Raw genomic sequence first — 19,134 nt, 5'->3', positions numbered from 1 at the left:
GTCAGTGCGTCCTCACAGGCGTTACCACATAGATATAGTTCGGATCGGCCTCCTCGCGGATCGTGATCGGCGAGAGGTTGACCCCCTGCTCGTTCGAGCCCTGCAGAGAGAGGATACACGTATCGCTGTCGAGCGACTTCATCGCATCCATCAGATAGGAGGCGTTGAACGCGATCGTCACATCATCGCCCTCGACCTGTGCCGTGATTGTCTCCTCCGCCTCACCGATCTCGGGGCTGTTCGAGGAGATGCACATCATCCCGTCCGCAAAGCGCAGCTTGACGATATTGTACTGATCCGTACGCGCAATGAGAGAGGCGCGGTCGACGGCAGCGGAAAATGCCGCGACATCGAGCGTCACCTTCGTGCGGATATTCGCATCCTGCGGAATGACGCGGCGATAGTCGGGGAATGCCCCCTCAATGAGCCGCGAGGTCATATAGATGTTGTCGAACGAGACACTGATCTGATTATAGGAGCACGACACATAGACATCAGACGGCACATCGCTGTTCATTGTCCGTGTTACTTCCTCTAAAAAGCGTGCAGGGATGATGACGCGGATCTGACCGGCCTCCTCCTCCAGCTGCTCGCTCTTGACCGCGAGACGATGAACGTTCGTCGCAGCGAACGTGACCTCGCGTCCTTCGACCTCGAGCTGGCAGCCTGTGAAGATCGGACGACGGTCGCGCTGCTCCTCCTTGAGACAGGCAAAAGCAGATTTCTTGACAAGACGTGCAAGGACACGATCTTTGATGGTAAATTGCAGTGTTCCGTCTATACGCTGCAATACAGGGAAGTCCGTAACCTCCATCGTGCGCAGGGTGAATCGTACCGTACCCGAGCGGATCTCGGCGAGCCCGTCGGAGCTCTCCGTGTTGATCGAGACCTCCTCAGCGGGCAGCTTGCGTGCGAACTCCGTGAGATACTTTCCGGGGAGAACGGCGGTGCCGGTGCCGTGAATCTCGGCCGGGATGGTCACGATAAAGCCCAGCTCATAGTTCGTGGTCTGGAGTTCGAGCTGTCCTTCTCTGGCGTTCATGTAGACACCGGAGAGAATCGGGGTCTGCGGCTTGGTAGAGAGGCCTTTGCTGACGATCTGCAGCGCGGCGATCAGGTCGCTCTTGGGCAGGGTGATGTTCATGATGAGTCCTTTCGATTTCTGTGCGGCGTGGGGGTTTTCGATTGCCACGTGATGTATATAAATATAGTAACGGTAGTAGTAGACGCTGTGGATATGTGGAAAATGGGAAAATCTCCAGTTGTGGCGGGCCTGTGTCTGTGGATAATTGAGGCCGAGTTATGCCTGACTTATCCACAGTTTACACAGATTGGTAGTGGATGAGTTATTTTTCCACAGTACGTCCACACGTCATGAGACGTCTTCTGCACAGTGTTGTCCACAGGGGGACGCACGGTCGATGGGGTAGAAGAAGCACGGGTCGATTCGGCGCGACGGATCAGCGATTCGTTAAATCCCGCGGATCTGGATGGAGAGCGACTTGATGAGTGCATCGGTTGCAGGATCGCTCTCTGTGAGACTCTGGATCTTTTTGTGCGCGTGGATGACCGTCGAGTGGTCGCGGTTGAAGAATCCACCGATCGTCGGCCACGATACCTCCGTCATCTCGTGACAGAGGTACATGGCGATCTGACGCGGATAGGCGATGTCGTTGCTGCGCTTTGAGGAGCGGATGTCCTCGCTCGTCACTTTGAAATGCGTGCAGACGATGCGCTCGATCATCTCCATTGTGATGCGGCGCCCTTTCTCCCCGCGCAGATAGTTGCCGAGCGCTGCGACGCAGGTCGTCTCGTCGATCGGCATACGCATCATGGAGGCGTATTTGATGAGGCGCGTGAGGGCCCCCTCGAGCTCGCGGATGTTGCTGTCCACGCGGCTCGCGATATAGGTCACCACATCGGCGGGGATATCGACGTCCTCGCTCTGTGCCTTTTTCTGGAGGATCGCGACGCGTGTCTCGAACTCCGGCGGCTGGATATCGACGGGCGCACCGCCCGCAAAGCGCGAGATCAGACGATCTTCGAGCCCCTTGACATCCTGCGGCTGGCGATCCGAGGTTAGGATGATCTGGCTGCCGTTGTCGCGCAGCTTGTTGAACGTCTGGAAAAACTCCGTCTGCGTCTGCTCCTGCCCCGCGAAGAACTGGATATCGTCGATCAGCAGCACGTCGATATGGTAGTATTTCTCGCGGAATGCGTCCATATTCTTCTCGCGGATGGAGCGGATGAATTCATTCGTAAAGTCCGTGCTCGCGATATAGAGGACGCGCTTTTTCGGATCGTCGGCGAGGATCTTGTGGCCGACCGCGTGCATGAGATGCGTCTTGCCGAGCCCCACGCCGCCGTAGATGAAGAGCGGGTTGTGCGAGGGGAGCCCTGGCGCGTCAGCGACGGCCTTTGCCATGGCGTAGGGGAACTGGTTCGAGCGGCCCGTGACGAACGCCTCAAAGGTATACTTCGGGTTGAGCGTTGTCGCGTCGTCCGGCGCCGGCGCGTGCGTTTCGGGCGGCGTGAGCGGGAGACTGCCCTGCGTGGGGTATGTCGCCTGCTCGTCCGCGGCGATATGCCCGGCGGCGGCCTCCTCTGCCATGGCGGGTTCCACCGGGATTTCCTTCGCCGTAGGCGGCTCTTTCTGGGATGCTGCCGCCGGATCAATAATGATCCGGAACGTATAGCCGGCACCGAGCGCCTTTTGTATGACGTCACCGAACAGTGCACCCAGACGTGATTCTACGTATTGCTTCTGGATATCTTCGCCAACGGCAAGCAGCAGTTCCTTATCGTTGAGTGAAACGGGCACAATGGGCAAAATCCACTTCTTTACTGCGTCTTCGTGAATGATTCCGCTGGTCTTATCCAGCACTTTTTGCCACAGGTCGGCGAGGTTCTTTTCTTCGGACATACAGTTTTGTCCCTTCGTAAAAATTTGTTATCCACAGAGTTATTCACACTTGTGGATAACTCTTCCGATGTGAAACGCTAGGTAATCCGTGAAGATCGAAAATTATGCACGATGTTTTCACAGGTTTTCCACAATGAACCAAGAGATATTTTATCAAAAAAAAGCGGACTTATCAACAGGTGCTTTGGTCTTATCCACCAAAAAAAGGGCGAAATCATGCCCGTGTGCCTTGACATACGCGCGTTTTTTCGTCTATAATGTGACCTGATTCACACGCGAGACTACCTGCGCGGCGGTGTGTGCCGCGCGTTGCAGCAGAAAAGGAGGTGACGAGAGGTGAAGAGAACATTTCAGCCGAACAATCATTGGAGAAAAAAGACGCATGGATTCCGTGAGCGCATGAAGACGAAAGGCGGCCGCCTCGTACTCAAGAGAAGGCGTCAGCGCGGAAGAAAGAAACTTTCGGCGTAATATCGCTGGACTTTGGGCAGGAGGTCACCGCAGGTGGCCTCTTTTTTACGAATATGGAACAGAAAAGATATACACTGCCGCGCAGCAGGATGATCAAGCGCCGCAGCGACTTTCAGTGCGTCTATCAAAAGGGGCGCTCGGTCGCGGGGCGGAGCATGATCCTCTATGTCCTGCGCGACCCGCGTGTCGCGGGAAAGGTCGGCTTTGCCGCCGGGAAAAAACTGGGCTGTGCCGCCGTGCGCAGCCGCACGAAGCGCCTCCTGCGCGAGGCGTACCGCTGTCTGCAGCATGAGCTGCGCGGCGATGTGGGGATCCTCCTCATCGGGCGCGCGGGTCTCGCGGACGGCAAGATGCAGGACGCCGCCGAGGAGCTGCGCCGCCTCATCCGCCGCGCGGGGATCTTTGCCGGCGGCGCACCGGAAAAACATCGGAGGGAGCACGGATGAAACGCCTCTTGCTCCTCCTCATCCGCTTTTATCGCGCGGCGATTTCGCCGCTCTTTCTGCCGCACTGCCGCTACTACCCGACCTGCTCGGCGTATGCCTTGGAGGCGGTCACGCGCTATGGCGCATGGCGCGGTGGGTGGATGGCGCTGCGGCGCATCCTGCGCTGTCACCCCTTTCATCGGGGCGGCTATGACCCCGTACCGTAACGAAACGATTCCAAACATCCGAAATACAGACGACTTCGACTACCAAACGTCCCAATCGTAGGAGGAACTATCCTTGATCGAATTTTTCAGCAATCTGTTTTCGCCCATCATCCATATTTTGCAGATGATCCTCGGCGCGTTCTACTCCGTCACCAGTGCCGCCGGCCTTGAGAGCTACGGCTTTCCCATCATCCTGCTCACCATCCTCATCAAGCTCGTGACCTACCCGCTCACCGTGAAGCAGGTCAAATCCATGAAGGCGATGCAGGACATCCAGCCGAAGATGAAGAAAATCCAAGAAAAATACAAGCACGACCCGCAGATGCTCCAGCAGAAGACGGGTGAGCTCTTCCGCGAGGCGGGCGTCAACCCGCTCGCCGGCTGTCTGCCGCTCCTCGTGCAGATGCCGATCCTCATGGGCATGTACTACGCGCTCTTTAACTTTACCTTCCCGAGCGCGGAGGCGGCGGCGTTCTTCTGGCTGCCGAGCATGAGCGAGCCGGATCCCTACTACATCCTCCCCGTCCTCTCGGCGGCGACGACCTTCCTCCAGCAGAAAATGACCTCCAGTGAGATGACGGGTCAGATGAAGATCATGATGACCGTCATGCCGCTCTTCATCGGCTGGATCAGCCTCACCTTCCCATCGGGACTCGTCCTCTACTGGGTCACGATGAACGTAGTCCAGATCGCCCAGCAGTGGTGGATGTACCGCGGTGAGGACAAGACGGCAAAGGGGGCGGCGTAATGGCGGAGATCATCGAGACGACAGGCAAGACCGTCGAGGATGCCCTCGCAGCAGCACTGGAAAAACTCGGCTGCGGCCGCGAGGAGGTCACCTACGAGGTGATTCAGGAGCCGTCGGGCGGCTTCCTCGGGCTCTGGGGAAAACGCGAGGCACGCATCCGTGTCACGACGCGTCCCATCATCCGTCCGCATCATCAGGAGATCCCGACCCCGCCGCCGCCGACCATCACCGCTGCACCGCGCGAGGAGAGTGCGCCCGCGCGCAGCGAGGACGACGGCTTCGACCCGCGCGCCAAGCGCTACCACACTGATCTGCGCTCCTCCGCACGCCGCGCTGCGGCAGGCGATGGATCGCGCATGGAGACCGAGCGGCGCGAACCTGCCCCGCGGCGAGAGCGTCCTGCACGGGACGATGCGCCGCGCGGCTACGGCAATGCGCGTCCGCGCTACGAGGGGCCGCGCGAGCGTGAGGGCGGCTATCCGCCGCGCCCGCGCCGCGAGCGCAGTGACGTACCGCTCCTCCCGCTCACCGATGAGATGGCGGCAGCAGCAGAGGGCTTCCTCGGCAAGATCTTTGCCGCGATGGGACTCTCCGTCACACTGAACCGCGCGGATACGCCCACGGGCACGATCTTCAACATGCACGGGGAGAACCTCGGCATCCTGATCGGCAAGCATGGCGCGACGCTCGACGCGCTCCAGTACCTCACGAACCTCGTCGTGAACAAAATCCCGGAGACGGGCTTTGCGCGCATCATCCTCGACGTGGAGGACTACCGTTCACGTCGTGAGGAGACGCTCATCCGCCTCGCGGGACATCTCGCGGACAAGGCGTGCCGCATCGGCGAGGAGATTCATCTCGAGCCGATGAGCCGCCACGAGCGCAAGATCATTCACATGGCGCTGCAGGACAATCGCCGTGTCACGACCTACAGCGCGGGCGAGAATCCGCGCCGCTACGTCGTCATCGTCCCCAAGCGCCGTCGCTATGGGCGCAATGAGGACGGCTATGAGCCGTACGAACAGTGACTGCCTGGCTCCACTGAGAAATGGGGACGGAAATACTCCTAGGGAATCGCTGATCATAAGCGTACAAGCGCACGCACGCTTGTGCAACAAGGTGTTTGCGTGGAGTATGCAGTCTTGATATTTTGACGCAGATACTTATAGGGTTGTTATACGGAGGGGAACCTTCGTGCAGCAGCCTTTTTTTGCACAGTGCACAAACAACGACAGAAAGGACACGCGCCATGACTGAGGATACCATCAGCCAGATCGCAACCCCGCACGGCGCGGGCGGCATTGGCATCATCCGCGTGAGCGGGGGGGATGCGCTCGGCGTTGCGCAGCGCGTCTTTCGGCCTGCGGCGGGCGGCACGCTCGGAGACATGGCGCCCTATACCGCGCGCTACGGTCATATCACGGCGGCGGACGGCAGCGTGATCGACGAGTGCATCCTCCTCTATATGCGTGCGCCGCACTCCTATACGGGCGAGGACACGGCAGAGCTGCAGTGTCACGGCGGCGCGGTCGTCCTGCGCGAGGTGCTCCTCAGGACATGGGAGGCGGGCGCGCGGCCCGCGGAGGCGGGCGAATTCACGAAGCGCGCCTTTCTCCATGGGCGGCTTGACCTCGCGCGCGCCGAGGGCGTCATGGAGCTGATCGCGGCAAAGAGCACACGCGCCGCGCGTGCCGCACGGGAGCGGCTCGCAGGTGCATTCTCCCATGCGGTGACGGACATCCGCACGCAGATCCTCGGTGCCGTCGCGCACATCGAGGCGGGGATCGACTTCCCCGAGGACGACATCCCCGCGGCATCCGCCGAGTACCTTGCGGCGGAGATCGACGCCGCCTCTGCCGCCGTCCGCTGCCTGCTCGCGGGTGCGGATACGGGGCGCATCCTGCGTGAGGGGGTCAAGACCGTCATCGTTGGCCGCCCGAACGTCGGCAAATCGAGCCTCCTCAACGCCCTCCTCGGCATGGAGCGCGCCATTGTCACCGACGTGCCAGGCACGACACGTGACATCATCGAGGAGGAGATCAGCGTCGCGGGCATCCCTCTGCGGCTTCTCGATACGGCGGGACTGCGCACGGCAGAGGACGCCGTCGAGCAGATCGGCATCGCACGCACCGAGCAGCATCTCACGGATGCAGAGCTCATTCTTGCCGTCTTTGACGCATCAGAGCCGCTGACCGCGGAGGATCACGCGCTCCTTACGCGCCTTTCGGCGGCATCGGCAGATACCATCATCCTCTGCAGCAAGGAGGATCGCCCCTCCGTACTGAGTGCGGCGGACTTTGCCGCCGTCGCTGCGCCCGTCCTCCGCATCTCGGCGCAGGAGGGTACGGGGCTTGATGCCCTGCGGGAGGAGATCGCCGCGCACATCGTTCGGCGGGAGGGCGACCTCAGTGATGGGGCACTCCCGAACAAGGAGCGCGAGATCGAGGCACTGCGCCGTGCGGAAGCGCATCTTGCGGCGGCGGCAGAGACCCTCGCTGCAGGTCTTGGGACGGACTTCGTCTCCATTGATCTGCGTGCTGCCTATGACATCCTCGGCGAGATCCTCGGCGAGACCGTCGATACCGACCTGATCGACCGCATCTTCAGCGAGTTCTGCATCGGGAAGTAGACATAACACAAATAAAATCAGATTTATGTTATAAAAATAGGGGAAAATATATACGTGAACAGCAGTACAAACTACGACATCATCGTCATCGGCGCAGGCCATGCGGGCGTCGAGGCGGCACTTGCCGCGGCACGCATGGGGAGGCGTACGCTCATCCTCACGCTCTCGCTGGACAATATCGCTATGATGCCGTGCAATCCATCCGTCGGCGGCCCCGGCAAGAGCCACCTCGTCCGCGAGATCGACGCGCTCGGCGGTGAGATGGGGCTCGCGGCGGACCGTGCGAGCATCCAGCGGCGCCTGCTGAACACGGGCAAGGGACCTGCCGTCCATGCCCTGCGCATGCAGGCAGATAAGTTCCTCTATCAGCGCATCATGAAGGAGACGCTCGAGAACACGGAAAACCTCGATGTTCGCCAGCTGCTCGTAACGGAGCTCATCACGGAGAAGAGCACGGGAGAAAAGCGTGTGACCGGCGTTGTCTGCGAGACGGGGGAACGCCTGACGGCACACGCCGTCATCCTCGCGACGGGGACATATCTGCGGGGGCGCATCATCCTTGGCGAGACGATCTATGACGGCGGGCCGAACGGCCAGCGTCCTGCCATGGCATTCTCGGAGTCCCTTCGCGCGGCAGGGCTTCGCCTCATGCGGTTCAAGACAGGCACGCCCGCGCGCGTTGACCGCCGCACACTCGACCTCGCGGAAACGGCACTGCAGGCGGGCGACCCTGATGCACCTGCCTTCTCCTTCCTGACGGATGCGATGCCCGACGCGCAGACCCCCTGCTACCTTACCTACACGAACGAGGCGACCCATGCCGTCATCCGTGCAAATCTGCACCGTGCGCCGATGGCAAACGGGGTGATCGAGGGCATCGGTCCACGCTACTGCCCCTCGATCGAGACGAAGATCGCGCGTTTCCCCGACAAGGAGCGGCATCAGCTCTTTCTTGAGCCGGAGGGACTGCATACCAATGAAATATATGTACAGGGTATGTCTACCAGTCTGCCAACAGATGTGCAGGAGGAGTTTCTCCGCACCATTCCGGGAATGCACCATGCACGCATGATGCGCCCCGGCTATGCCATCGAGTACGACTGCCTCGACCCGCTGCAGCTGGAGGCGAGCCTCGCGGTCAAAGAGATCGCAGGGCTTTACTCTGCGGGACAGGCGAACGGGACGAGCGGCTACGAGGAGGCGGCGGCACAGGGCCTCGTTGCGGGCATCAACGCCGCACGTGCCTGCATGGGAGAGGAGCCGCTCATCCTGCGGCGCAGCGACGGCTACATTGGCGTTCTCATCGACGACCTCGTGACGAAGGGAACAGAGGAGCCGTACCGCATGATGACGAGCCGCGCCGAGTACCGTCTCGTCCTGCGGCAGGACAACGCCGACCTGCGGCTGACGCCCATCGGACGCCGCATCGGACTCGTCTCGGATGCGCGCTGGGCGCGTTTTACGGCAAAGCGCGGCGCCATCGAGACAGCCCTCGCGCAGCTGCGGGAGCGGCGGCTCAGCCCGAGCGCCGAGACGGAGGCGCTGCTCGCAGAAGCGGGCATCTCTCCGCTGCGGACACCCATGACCCTCTTTGCCCTGCTCGCACGCGAGGGCGACTACCGTGCACTCGCCGCCGTCTTTGACCTCCCGCCGCTTGCCGACGACGTGCGCGAGGAGGTCGAGATCATGGCGCGCTACGACGGCTACATACGGAAACAGGAGGAGCAGATCGCGCGCATGGAGCGGCTCGAGAGCCGGCGCATCCCCGCCGATACAGACTACGCGGCAATCGGCAGCCTGCGCCTCGAGGCGGCAGAGAAACTCGCAGCCGTCCGCCCGCGCTCCATCGGACAGGCGTCACGCATCAGCGGCGTCTCGCCGGCCGACATCTCCGTCCTGCTCGTATACCTCGAGAGGGCGCGGCGTACATCGTAATTTCAGATAAAAAGAAAGAGCCTGTCTGCGGATAGGCTCTTTTTGAGTGAAACTATGTTTGTATTCGAATCGCAGGAGACAAATTTGAAGACCCTGCGGAGCACCAGACCATTTTAATCGCATATCAATTCCTCTGAGCGCACGCCAATGATATACTGTATGAAATTATGTGATTTTGCGGAAAGGAGAGCGCTGCATGAAGATGAAGATGGCACGGATCGTTCTGCTCCTTGGCGCGCTTATCCTGCTCGCCGTATTTGCTCATCGCGAATACGCGGCGCAGGAGCTGCGCGCGCAGCTCCTCACGGGGACGGTCGAGGCGACGCGGGTGGAGGTCAGCACGAAGGAGAGCGGCTGCATCGAGGAGCTCTTTCTGCAGGAGGGGATGACGGTGCGTGCCGGCGATCCAGCGGCACGCATCGGCCGGCGTGATCTGGACGCCGCAGTTCTGCGCGATGAGGCGGCGCTTGCTCATGCCGAGACGAGCCTCCAGCGAACGCAGAGCGGCAATCGTGCGGAGGAGATTCGCGCGGCGGCGGAGCGGACGAATGCCGCACGCGCTGCTGCAGAGAAAGCAGATGCCGACTATGCGCGCGGCGCGGAGCTCATTGCGGGCGGAGCAATCTCCCAACAGGCCTTTGACGGACTGCGCGAGGCGCGCGACGCGGCGAATGCGAACCTGCGCGCGGCACAGCAGGAACAGGCGCTCACGGAGAGCGGCAGCCGCCCCGAGGATATCCGCATGGCGGAGGAGGATGTGCGGCGCCAGCAGGCAATCCTCGAAATCGACGCCTCTGCGGTCAGCGATCTCACGGTCCGCGTGCCGAAGGACGGCATCGTCCTGTCAAAGAACTATGAACGGGGCGAGTTTGTCCGCGCAGGCACGCCGATTGCAACGCTCATCGATCCGCAGGACGTTTGGGTCAAGGTCTATGTGCCGACCGACCTGCTCGGCGATCTGCGCATCGGGGATCCGGCGAAGGTCTACATCGACGGACAGACGGAGCCTTTGGACGGCACGATCAAGGAGATCAGCGATGCGGCGGAGTTTACCCTGCGCCAGAGCATCACGAAGAACGAGCGCGCGAACCTCGTTTTTGGCGTAAAGGTCGCGGTGGATAATGCCGCAGGCATTCTAAAGCCCGGCATGCCCGCGGATGTGGACTTGGAGCCCCGGAATGGAACGTGAGCCGCGCGCGGACGACGCGCCCGTGATTGAGACGCACGACCTCACGCGCGTATTCGGCAGCTACACTGCGGTGGACCGGCTGAATCTCTCCGTGCCGCGCGGGGCGATTTACGGCTTCATCGGCTCGAACGGATCGGGGAAGTCCACGGCCATCCGCATGATCTGCGGTCTCCTCCCGCCGACGAGCGGCACGGCATTTGTGCTCGGCTGCAATACCGCCGTGCATCCGGAGCGCGCACGACAGGCGCTCGGCTACATGTCGCAGCGGTTCAGCCTCTATGTGAATATGACCGTTCGTGAAAACATGATGTTCTACGGTGGTCTCTATGGTCTGCCGCGGGAGGAGCGGCGCGCGCGCATCGCGGAGGTGATCGCACGGATGCAGCTCACGGACCGCGCCGACGTCCTCGCGGGCGGCCTCTCGGGCGGGCAGAAGCAGCGCCTCGCACTCGGCTGCGCCATTCTCCACCGTCCCGCGCTCCTCGTGCTCGATGAGCCGACTTCCGCCGTTGACCCGACCTCGCGGCGGCTCTTTTGGAATCTGCTCTCGGAGATGGCGGGCACGGAGCGGACGACGATCTTTGTCACGACGCATTTTATGGATGAGGCGGAGCACTGCGATGAGATTGCCTTCCTGCAGCGCGGAAAGAAGATCGCCTCCGGTTCACCGTCTGCGCTCAAGGAGGAGCTGCCCGCGCGGCTCTACGTCCTGCCGCAGGACAGTGCGGAGGATGGGGAGGCCGCGCTGCGGGCGGCGGGTGTGCCCTGCGACGAGGTCTATGTGTTCGGACGGCAGGTGCGTGCGCTCGTTCCGCGGGAGACTGTGCTGCCGGAGCAGCTGCGCGCGGCACCGTGGGATCTCACGATGGAGGACGTCTTTATCTACTACGACCGGCGGCAGAGGGAGGCACAGGGATGACGCGCATTCTTGCACTGCTCGCGAAGGAGCTCATTCAGATGCGGCGTGACCCGATCACGATCGGCGTGACCTTCCTCCTGCCCGTCATCTACCTCGTTGTGTTCGGCTTTGCCATCCGTACGGACGTGCGGCACCAGTCCACGGTCGTGTTTGATCAGTCGCGGAGCGAGGAGAGCCGCAGCTTCCTTGCTGCGATGACGGCGAGCGGCTATTTCGACCTGCGCTATATCGCATGGAGCTACGATGAGCTGAACGAGCGGATCGAGCGCGGCGATGCAAAGATCGGCATTGTCTTTCCGCCCGATCTTGTACGGGAGGCAAACGCGGGGCACACCGTGCCGATTCAGGCGATTGTCGACGCCTCGGACTCCATCGCCTCGACCTCTGCCATCGCCGCCCTGACGGGGCTTGGCATGCGGGTGCAGCCCGTCGCTGTGCGCGGGGCGCCCGTGGCTGCGCCTGCCTACGACGTGCGCATCCGCGCATGGTACAACCCCGATGCCGTCACCGCCTACTACATGCTGCCCGCACTCATGGGCATCATCCTCTCGATCACCATGGTGCTCATGGTCTCCATGTCCATCGTGCGTGAGCGCGAGGCGGGCACACTCGAGCAGCTTCTTGTAACGCCGCTGCATGTATGGGAACTGCTCATCGGCAAGATCCTGCCCTACATCATCCTCGGCTACATTCAGACGACGATCTGCGTCCTCATCGCCCTTGCGGTCTTCGGCGTGCCCCTGCGCGGGAGCATCCTGCTCCTCTACGGGCTCACGACCCTCTTCCTCCTCGCCTCGCTCACGATGGGGCTCATGATCGCATCGCTCGCACAGAACCAGCTGCAGGCGGGGCCCATGAGCATCGCGACCCTCCTGCCGGGCTTCCTCCTCTCGGGCTTCATGTTCCCGCGCGAGGCTATGCCCGTGTTCTTTCAATACCTCAGCCTTGCCATCCCCATGACGCACTACATCGAGATCCTGCGCATGATCTTCCTCAAGGGCGGCGGCCTCACGGCGCTCTATCAGCAGACCGCCTTTCTCGCCCTCTTTATCCTCGTCTTCTTCGGCACCGCCGTGCGGAAATTCAAGCGGTCGGTGATATAAAAAGACCCTTGGGCGTGATGCATCCAAAGGCGAGAATACGTTTGTATTTTAAATTCGACTGTGTTGTCATGTATTTGAACATCCGGGGTGGGAGCAATCCCGCGGCGGTGTCTTTCCCCCGAAAGGGGGTGAGCGGATATGTCTGAAATCGGTGCGATTCTCTTGTTGGTCGCTGCCACAGGCTATATTTCAGCAATACAAAAAAAGCAACCGCCCAGCTTTTGACCGAGTGAGCGGTTATTCGAAAGAATATTAAGCAACCTTGGAAAGAAGCCGTCAAGGACGTTTCTTTCTATGCTTATTAGAATAGCCCACCTGCCCCGATGCAGGCGGATTTTTTCTTTACAGCACCGCGATCAGCCGCTCGACATCCGCCTCCTGCGTTGCCCAGCTGGTCGCGATGCGCATGACAGTTACATCGCCCCGCTTTTCCCAGAAGCCCATGGAGACGTGTGCGGAGAGGCGGGCGAGCTGCGCCTCATTGTGATCGTGTTCTTTGGCTTTTCATCACGAAAGCATCCTGCTTTCCCACGGATGGATGATGTTCTTACTTTGCTTACGTAGATTTTGAACGGACTTGACAAAAGAAGAGATATTTTCTACAATGGTATCAAATGATACCATTGTAGGCGGTGGAGTATGTCTGATCTGAATCAATGGATTGAGAGTGAACAGGAAGTTCAAAACTATATCGATAAACTTCGATATGCTCTTTCCTGTGGAGCGAAAATTACGTTTCAGCGAGAGCGCCTCGTAGACCAAGAACGCAATGAACGTTATACAAATCGTTTTACGGTATCCGATCTGTTCCCGAATGAAAACCCAGTGGATGCACTGAGAAGAGAATTGCAGCTGCTGCATGTGGGGGAATATATACATACGGTAAAGGATCTTCGTTTTCCCCAAAGAAGTGAAATGCGCGTGTTTGGCAGAAGATACCATGGATCCAATGATGTGTATATTAAAATTCGTGTTGAACTTCTTTCGGCGACGGGTAACCATACGGCTTTTGTGATGTCTTTTCACTATGCAGAGGTATCATTCGCAGCAGAAATATTTCCATATAGGAAATCGGGGGTGTAGTCATGGATACAATTCAGACAGTAAACAGACTGTGTGAGTGCTGCATGGAAGAACATGCGGTTCAGCACGTCGTGATCCATGAGAATACACAGTTTAGAAGAGTATCCGTGTCATATGATGCGCACTATTTCTATTGTGACCGCGCAGATGAACTCTATGCGGATGAGGAAATGATCTCGCGCAATGATATTGCTATGAAAAACGAGTACCGTAAAACATGCGGACTGTTGACAGCAGATGAAATTATTGGTATTCGAGAGAAGTACAAAATCAGTCAACAGGATCTATGCAGACTCTTAGGCTGGGGAGATAAGACCATCACACGCTACGAGGGGCATCAAGTTCAGGATAAGGCACACGATGACATCCTTCGGAAGATCGACCATGATCCGAAGTGGTTTTTGGATCTCTTAGAGAATGCGCAGGCGATATTGCCGGAAAGGGCATACTGTAAATATCAAAAAATTGCTCGTGAACGCTACGAACATCTCCAAGAACTCTATCTAAAGCAAGCAATTCTCTCACGATATGCGCGCTATATGGATCGTCCCGAGCTTTCCGGTTATCGGGAGCTCAATCTAAATATTGTGAAGGATATTATCCGTTATTTTGCAAATGCAAAAAATATGATGTACCTTTATAAAGTAAAATTGATGAAGCTGCTCTGGTATTCGGATGCACTCTCCTTTAAGCGTTTTGGGCATTCCATTACAGGACTGGTTTATCAAGCTCTCCCCATGGGCGCAGTGCCGATTGGATATGATACCATCATAGAGTTCTCTGGTGTGCCTTATGAAGAACATGAATACGACAATGGAACAGCATATGAATTTTTGCCAACGTCCAACAAAGAATACACATCTCTGAGCACAGAGGATATGGATATTCTTGAGACAATTATTGCATGTTTTGGCACATCGAAAAAAAATGACATCGTGGAAGCAATGCACGAAGAGGAGGCATATAAGAAGACAGCCCCCAAGGATATCATTTTATTTCAGCATGCAAAAAATCTAAGTATCACATAGGTTATAAAGACATCACTTTTCGTTAGGAAAAATGGTGTCTTTTGTTTTATTGGAATATAAGGAGAAGCTTCATGTGTTATTCGTCACATCATATCAAGTGGCTTGTTGATACGGGCGAACGATTATCAACAGTGGATGAGAAGGAAATTGAAATATGGGAATTTAAGCATGAAGATGACGATGTAATTTTATCCGCATGGGCAACGCATTTTCGCAATCACTACTGTTTGGATACAGAGATTGAGACGCGCAGGGGGAAAGAGACACGTTCCGAGTTCTTGCGCAACGCCTGTTTTCCAAGTGAAACAGAATCATTCGGATCGGCCATACGAGCTGGTGATTTTGGGGAAATACTGGTTGCTGATTATTTAGCGTATCGACTTGGATATCATGTGCCACGTGTCAGGTGGATGTTAAAGCCAACTCCGAATGAATCAACGAAAGGAAGCGATGTCATAGGTTTTCAATTCGCAGATGATACAGGTTGTTCTCCTAATGATGAACTGTTCATCATAGAAGTTAAAACGAGGTTTTCTCAAAGTGGAGGAAATAGTCTACAAAATGCAATTGATGATTCATCGAAAGATGATATTCGTCTTGCAGAGTCTTTGAATCTTATTCGACAAAAATCGATTGATCATAAACATATTGATGATGCAAATCAGGTGATTCGCTTTCAAAATCCTGTGGATCAAGAATATCAAATAAAGTATGGAGCATCATTTCTTGTTGACATTGAGTATTTTGATAAGGCAAATATACCATCATCAAATTGCGAACGAATTCGTACATCGAAAGGGATCATATCACATCCTCATCGTGACAGCTTGGCACTTTTAGTCATTCGTGGTGATAATATGATGAAATTGGTTCATGAACTATATAGGAGAGCTGCAGATGAGGCCTGAACAGAAATCTGTGGGACTACTTGGTGTCACACGTTCCAAAGGAAAAATGTATGAGTATGGGTTGCCTGAAAAGCAGCATATCAACATAAACGAGGATCCCACAAGACTTTTCCATATTTCCATTGCGCTCCTGGGTGAGCTGGCCGCTGCAATCAATCGGGGTGCTGAATCTCCTTTTTCAGAATCTGAATTAAAGAAGAACTTAATTTTCTCTGCATATTTTTTTGATGCGTATCTCCAGTCAAAACTCAACAGTGCATATGATGCATATGTACTTCTTCTTGGTGCTGCTTCCTATTATTTATGTGACCTTCCCGGAAGTTCTTCTGTATTAACTCAAAAGCTACAGAATGGAGAGATCAATCTTGATGCAGGAGGATTGGAGAATCTATTACTTTTTTTACTGGGTGGGGATTGGCAGATAGATATTGATGAAAATAGTACATACGGAGAGCGTATTGCGGCAGTAATAAGAGGAGTTCGCCAATTTTTTCAGAATGGAACGGGAGAAAAAAAGCTCCTTGAATTTGCTGTGAACCTCCGTCGTGAGGTATATGAGAGTGGGACGCCGCGCCAGCTTCTGTTTGCTGATGTAGCGATAGCTGTATTGCAAAGTAAAATTGAACGCTCTACATGGAAAACATTACCGGCATATTCCGGCTTAACTCTTGATACATGGCGCTCTATACTTCAGAAAGATTCCTTTATTAAGGAACTCTGGCCGGCACAACACCTTTTGGGGAAAAAGGGTGTACTGCAAGGGGCATCGGCTGTGGTTCAAATGCCGACCAGTGCAGGGAAGACAAAATCTACAGAACTGATCCTTCGCAGTGCTTTTTTGGCAAATCGCATTTCGTTGGCTGTTATCATTGCTCCATTTCGGGCATTGTGCAATGAGATCAGCGGCAGTCTCACTGCTGCATTTGACGGAGAAGCAATAACTGTAAATGAGCTATCCGATGTATTACAGATTGACTATGATAATAATGATGTCACGGCAAAGAAAACAATCATGGTTGCAACACCGGAAAAGATGCTCTATATTCTCCGACATGAGCCGGCATTAGCGCAGCAGATTGGCTTGCTGATTTTTGACGAAGGTCATTTATTTGATGACGAGACGCGTGGAGCTACCTATGAATTGCTTTTGACAGAGCTCTTATCACTTACATCGAAAGATACGCAAAAAGTTTTGATTTCAGCTGTGCTGAACAATGCCGAAACCATAGGTGAATGGCTGAATGGAGAAGCGAATGTTGTCGAAGGTGCGAATCTTTTTCCAACCTCCAAATCTGTTGGTTATGTGAGTTGGATTGGTACGTTGGGACAAATTCAATATTTTGGTAATCATCGTTTTGGTCAATACGATTATTTTGTTCCGCTAGTTATTTGTCAAGTATCGCTTAATAAAAAAGAACGAGAGCGTAAGGAGCAATTATTTCCCGATCAAAAGGATAATGCAAGTGACGTTGCACTATATCTCGGGTTGAAGCTTGTTTCAAGCGGAGCAGTTGCGGTATTTTCTGGGAGAAAGGACTCGATATATAAGCTGTGCGATCGATTCATTGATATTATTGAGCGGGGATTCTCTCTGCCGTCTGGAATCTCAGAGGAGTCAGAGACTGTGGAAGTGCAGCGATTGGAACGACTCCATCGGGAAAATCTAGGTTCCGACGCACCGGCGGTAAAATGCGCAAAATATGGTATTTTTACACATCATGGAAATATGCCGCACGGGATACGTTCAGCGATTGAATATGCTATGCAGCATAATATGATCCGTTTTGTAATTTGCACCTCGACACTGGCACAGGGGGTTAATTTGCCCATACGCTATCTCATTGCAGCAAACATGCATCAAGGAAAGGAGATCATGCGAAAACCCGATTTCCTAAATCTGATTGGGCGTGTGGGGCGGGCGGGTATGCACACAGAGGGCAGTATTATCTTTGCAAATCCGCAAATTTACGATGGCAGAAGGAATAGGCATCAAAAATGGAGATGGGAAGAAGTACAAACTCTTTTGCGTGAAGGAAGTTCGGAGCCTTGTTCGAGTAATATCATGATGCTATTTTCCCCTATCGTGAGCCAGGATCAAAAATATGAGTTATCGACGTACGGACTTGATTTTGTTCAACGATATATTGATGCAGAAAGTCAAGATGCTTTTGTCGATGAAACGCTTCTGCCTTATAGCAATATCGAAAACTTTCCCGTTAGCGATATGAAATATCTGCTGTTGAAGCGGATTGGTATCCTGCATGTATTGGAGAGCTTTCTTCTATCACATTCATATAATATGGAAAAGGGTGCGGGTGAGGAGGATGTGCTTCGTCTTGTAGAGGGAACTTTGGTCTACTTTTTGGCGGATGATGAGGAGAAGGAAAATATTCGAAAGGTGTTTCAGCTGCTTTTTCGTAATATAGTGAAAGAAGTTCCTCAGCCTGAGCGCCGTGCTGTCTATGGGAAAAGTCTTTTTGGTCTGAGAGAGGTGCAGCAAATTGAGCAGTGGGTGCAGCTGCATGAAAAAGACTTGCGTGCCGCAGAGCAGTCATCGGAAATACTGGATATACTGTGGTCGCTGTTTTCGCAGTATATCCATGCGAACGAATTTAAGACGTTTGATCCGTCGAATTTGTTGAAAGAGGTCGGGCAGAGATGGATTCAAGGTGGTTCTTTTGGTACGATCTTGTCTTTCGTCCAGAAATACGATGTCCGTATTGGCAGGCGTAAGATTACAATCAATCACGTAGTTGGACTTTGTGAAAATATATTATCCTATGAGGGGATGCTTATTGTCAGTGCTGTCTGTGAATTTCTAGAAATGATGAACCCAACGCAAAATAATGAGGCTATTCAACGTATGCGGCTATTTCAGAAGCAATTAAAATATGGTCTGCCAAAGCAGACCATGATTGTACTCTATGAACTTGGTTTCTCAGATCGGGTGATTACACAACATATCGTAGAAGAGCTTCAGTTGACTGGTATCACGAAGCATGCCCTCATGCGAGAACTGAAAGAGAAGAGTAAAAGTGCTACAGATCTGATGAATAAATATCCACACTATTTCCAAGAACAGCTGAAACAGCATCTGGAGATGGTATAAACTTAGAGCACCGCGATCAGCCGCGCGACATCTGCCTCCTGCGTTGTCCAGCTCGTCGCGATGTGCATGACGGTCTCATCCTCGCCGTGCTTTTCCCCAAAGCCCATGACGACGTGTTCGGAGAGGCGGGCGAGCTGTGCCTCATTGAGCGAGAGGAAGATCTGATTCGTCGGGCTGTCTGCGGCGAGGCAGCAGTCCTTCTCCGTGAGTGCCATGCGGATCTGGTCTGCCATAGCGACCACATCCGCGCTGACGCAGAATCTCCGCGTGCGTTCCCTCCATATAGCCCAAGGCAAAGGAAAGCCGTTCGCCCATTTCATCATCTCCTTTTTTGCACGATTCTATACCATCGGACAGCATACGGGGATTCAAGGAGATTTGTTAAGAAAGGGAATTTTTTTCCGATAGAAATGGTAAGGACAATCGTACAGCACAGG

The 19,134-nt window shown here is 55.4% G+C and carries 17 protein-coding genes and 1 pseudogene; 14 read left to right on the top strand and 4 right to left on the bottom strand.

Annotation, left to right across the window (positions count from 1 at the left end; translation table 11 throughout):
* Window position 1: 1 nt before the first annotated feature.
* Window positions 2-1,144 carry a DNA polymerase III subunit beta gene (gene dnaN, locus ADJ74_RS04230; RefSeq protein WP_050342164.1) on the bottom strand — a complete coding sequence of 381 codons (1,143 nt, stop codon included), beginning with the start codon at window positions 1,142-1,144 and terminating at the stop codon, window positions 2-4.
* Between the two features lie 327 nt (window positions 1,145-1,471).
* A complete protein-coding gene (gene dnaA, locus ADJ74_RS04225) occupies window positions 1,472-2,923 on the bottom strand; it encodes a chromosomal replication initiator protein DnaA (RefSeq protein ID WP_050342161.1) in 1,452 nt (483 codons plus the stop codon).
* A gap of 336 nt (window positions 2,924-3,259) precedes the next feature.
* On the opposite strand from dnaA, the gene rpmH reads away from it, so the two are divergent.
* The 10 genes from rpmH to ADJ74_RS04175 all read left to right on the top strand — a co-directional run bounded on the left by rpmH (window position 3,260) and on the right by ADJ74_RS04175 (window position 12,569).
* Window positions 3,260-3,394 (top strand): 50S ribosomal protein L34, encoded by a 135-nt coding sequence (rpmH, locus tag ADJ74_RS04220; RefSeq protein ID WP_006305399.1) that lies wholly within the window; start codon window positions 3,260-3,262, stop codon window positions 3,392-3,394.
* Window positions 3,395-3,447: 53 nt separating this feature from the next.
* Window positions 3,448-3,840, top strand: coding sequence for a ribonuclease P protein component (gene rnpA, locus ADJ74_RS04215; protein ID WP_050342157.1), 393 nt, complete (start codon window positions 3,448-3,450; stop codon window positions 3,838-3,840).
* Window positions 3,837-4,046, top strand: coding sequence for a membrane protein insertion efficiency factor YidD (gene yidD, locus ADJ74_RS04210; RefSeq protein ID WP_050342155.1), 210 nt, complete (start codon window positions 3,837-3,839; stop codon window positions 4,044-4,046). The genes rnpA and yidD overlap by 4 nt, the downstream gene beginning before the upstream one ends.
* A 73-nt stretch (window positions 4,047-4,119) precedes the next feature.
* Window positions 4,120-4,794 carry a YidC/Oxa1 family membrane protein insertase gene (locus ADJ74_RS04205; RefSeq protein ID WP_050342153.1) on the top strand — a complete coding sequence of 225 codons (675 nt, stop codon included), beginning with the start codon at window positions 4,120-4,122 and terminating at the stop codon, window positions 4,792-4,794.
* On the top strand, window positions 4,794-5,822 hold the full coding sequence (gene jag, locus ADJ74_RS04200) for an RNA-binding cell elongation regulator Jag/EloR (RefSeq protein ID WP_050342150.1): 1,029 nt from the start codon (window positions 4,794-4,796) through the stop codon (window positions 5,820-5,822). Before ADJ74_RS04205 ends, jag begins: the two co-directional genes overlap by 1 nt.
* A 221-nt stretch (window positions 5,823-6,043) precedes the next feature.
* Window positions 6,044-7,423, top strand: a complete 1,380-nt coding sequence (mnmE, locus tag ADJ74_RS04195) for a tRNA uridine-5-carboxymethylaminomethyl(34) synthesis GTPase MnmE (protein WP_050342148.1) — start codon at window positions 6,044-6,046, stop codon at window positions 7,421-7,423.
* 54 nt (window positions 7,424-7,477) lie between these two features.
* Entirely contained in the window at window positions 7,478-9,358 is a 1,881-nt protein-coding gene (gene mnmG / locus ADJ74_RS04190; RefSeq protein ID WP_050342146.1) for a tRNA uridine-5-carboxymethylaminomethyl(34) synthesis enzyme MnmG, read from the top strand.
* A 196-nt stretch (window positions 9,359-9,554) separates the two neighbouring features.
* Complete coding sequence (locus ADJ74_RS04185; RefSeq protein ID WP_172664507.1) at window positions 9,555-10,547, top strand: HlyD family secretion protein; 993 nt, start codon at window positions 9,555-9,557, stop codon at window positions 10,545-10,547.
* The gene (locus tag ADJ74_RS04180; RefSeq protein ID WP_050342142.1) at window positions 10,537-11,466 is read left to right on the top strand and encodes an ABC transporter ATP-binding protein; all 930 of its coding nucleotides are present in this window, start codon (window positions 10,537-10,539) and stop codon (window positions 11,464-11,466) included. The genes ADJ74_RS04185 and ADJ74_RS04180 overlap by 11 nt, the downstream gene beginning before the upstream one ends.
* The gene (locus ADJ74_RS04175) at window positions 11,463-12,569 is read left to right on the top strand and encodes an ABC transporter permease (protein ID WP_050342140.1); all 1,107 of its coding nucleotides are present in this window, start codon (window positions 11,463-11,465) and stop codon (window positions 12,567-12,569) included. The genes ADJ74_RS04180 and ADJ74_RS04175 overlap by 4 nt, the downstream gene beginning before the upstream one ends.
* 342 nt (window positions 12,570-12,911) lie before the next feature.
* Here the strand turns inward: ADJ74_RS04175 and ADJ74_RS11520 are convergent.
* A pseudogene (locus ADJ74_RS11520) lies at window positions 12,912-13,052 on the bottom strand (low specificity L-threonine aldolase); the annotation flags it as partial.
* A gap of 156 nt (window positions 13,053-13,208) precedes the next feature.
* Here ADJ74_RS11520 and ADJ74_RS10880 point away from each other — a divergent pair.
* The 4 genes from ADJ74_RS10880 to ADJ74_RS04155 all read left to right on the top strand — a co-directional run bounded on the left by ADJ74_RS10880 (window position 13,209) and on the right by ADJ74_RS04155 (window position 18,697).
* Window positions 13,209-13,652 (top strand): hypothetical protein, encoded by a 444-nt coding sequence (locus ADJ74_RS10880; RefSeq protein WP_071844291.1) that lies wholly within the window; start codon window positions 13,209-13,211, stop codon window positions 13,650-13,652.
* Window positions 13,653-13,654: 2 nt separating this feature from the next.
* Window positions 13,655-14,680 (top strand): type II TA system antitoxin MqsA family protein, encoded by a 1,026-nt coding sequence (locus ADJ74_RS04165; RefSeq protein WP_071844290.1) that lies wholly within the window; start codon window positions 13,655-13,657, stop codon window positions 14,678-14,680.
* Window positions 14,681-14,751: 71 nt separating this feature from the next.
* Entirely contained in the window at window positions 14,752-15,588 is an 837-nt protein-coding gene (locus tag ADJ74_RS04160; RefSeq protein ID WP_050342136.1) for a Hachiman antiphage defense system protein HamA, read from the top strand.
* On the top strand, window positions 15,578-18,697 hold the full coding sequence (locus tag ADJ74_RS04155; RefSeq protein ID WP_050342134.1) for a DEAD/DEAH box helicase: 3,120 nt from the start codon (window positions 15,578-15,580) through the stop codon (window positions 18,695-18,697). The genes ADJ74_RS04160 and ADJ74_RS04155 overlap by 11 nt, the downstream gene beginning before the upstream one ends.
* A gap of 2 nt (window positions 18,698-18,699) precedes the next feature.
* Here ADJ74_RS04155 and ADJ74_RS04150 read toward each other — a convergent pair whose 3' ends face one another.
* Entirely contained in the window at window positions 18,700-18,930 is a 231-nt protein-coding gene (locus tag ADJ74_RS04150; RefSeq protein WP_050342131.1) for a hypothetical protein, read from the bottom strand.
* Window positions 18,931-19,134 lie beyond the last annotated feature (204 nt).

This window comes from Selenomonas sp. oral taxon 478 (assembly GCF_001189555.1).
Lineage (GTDB): Bacteria > Bacillota > Negativicutes > Selenomonadales > Selenomonadaceae > Centipeda > Centipeda felix.
The sequence above is the reverse complement of the archived record's forward strand: the minus strand, read 5'-3'. Positions and strand labels throughout refer to the sequence as shown.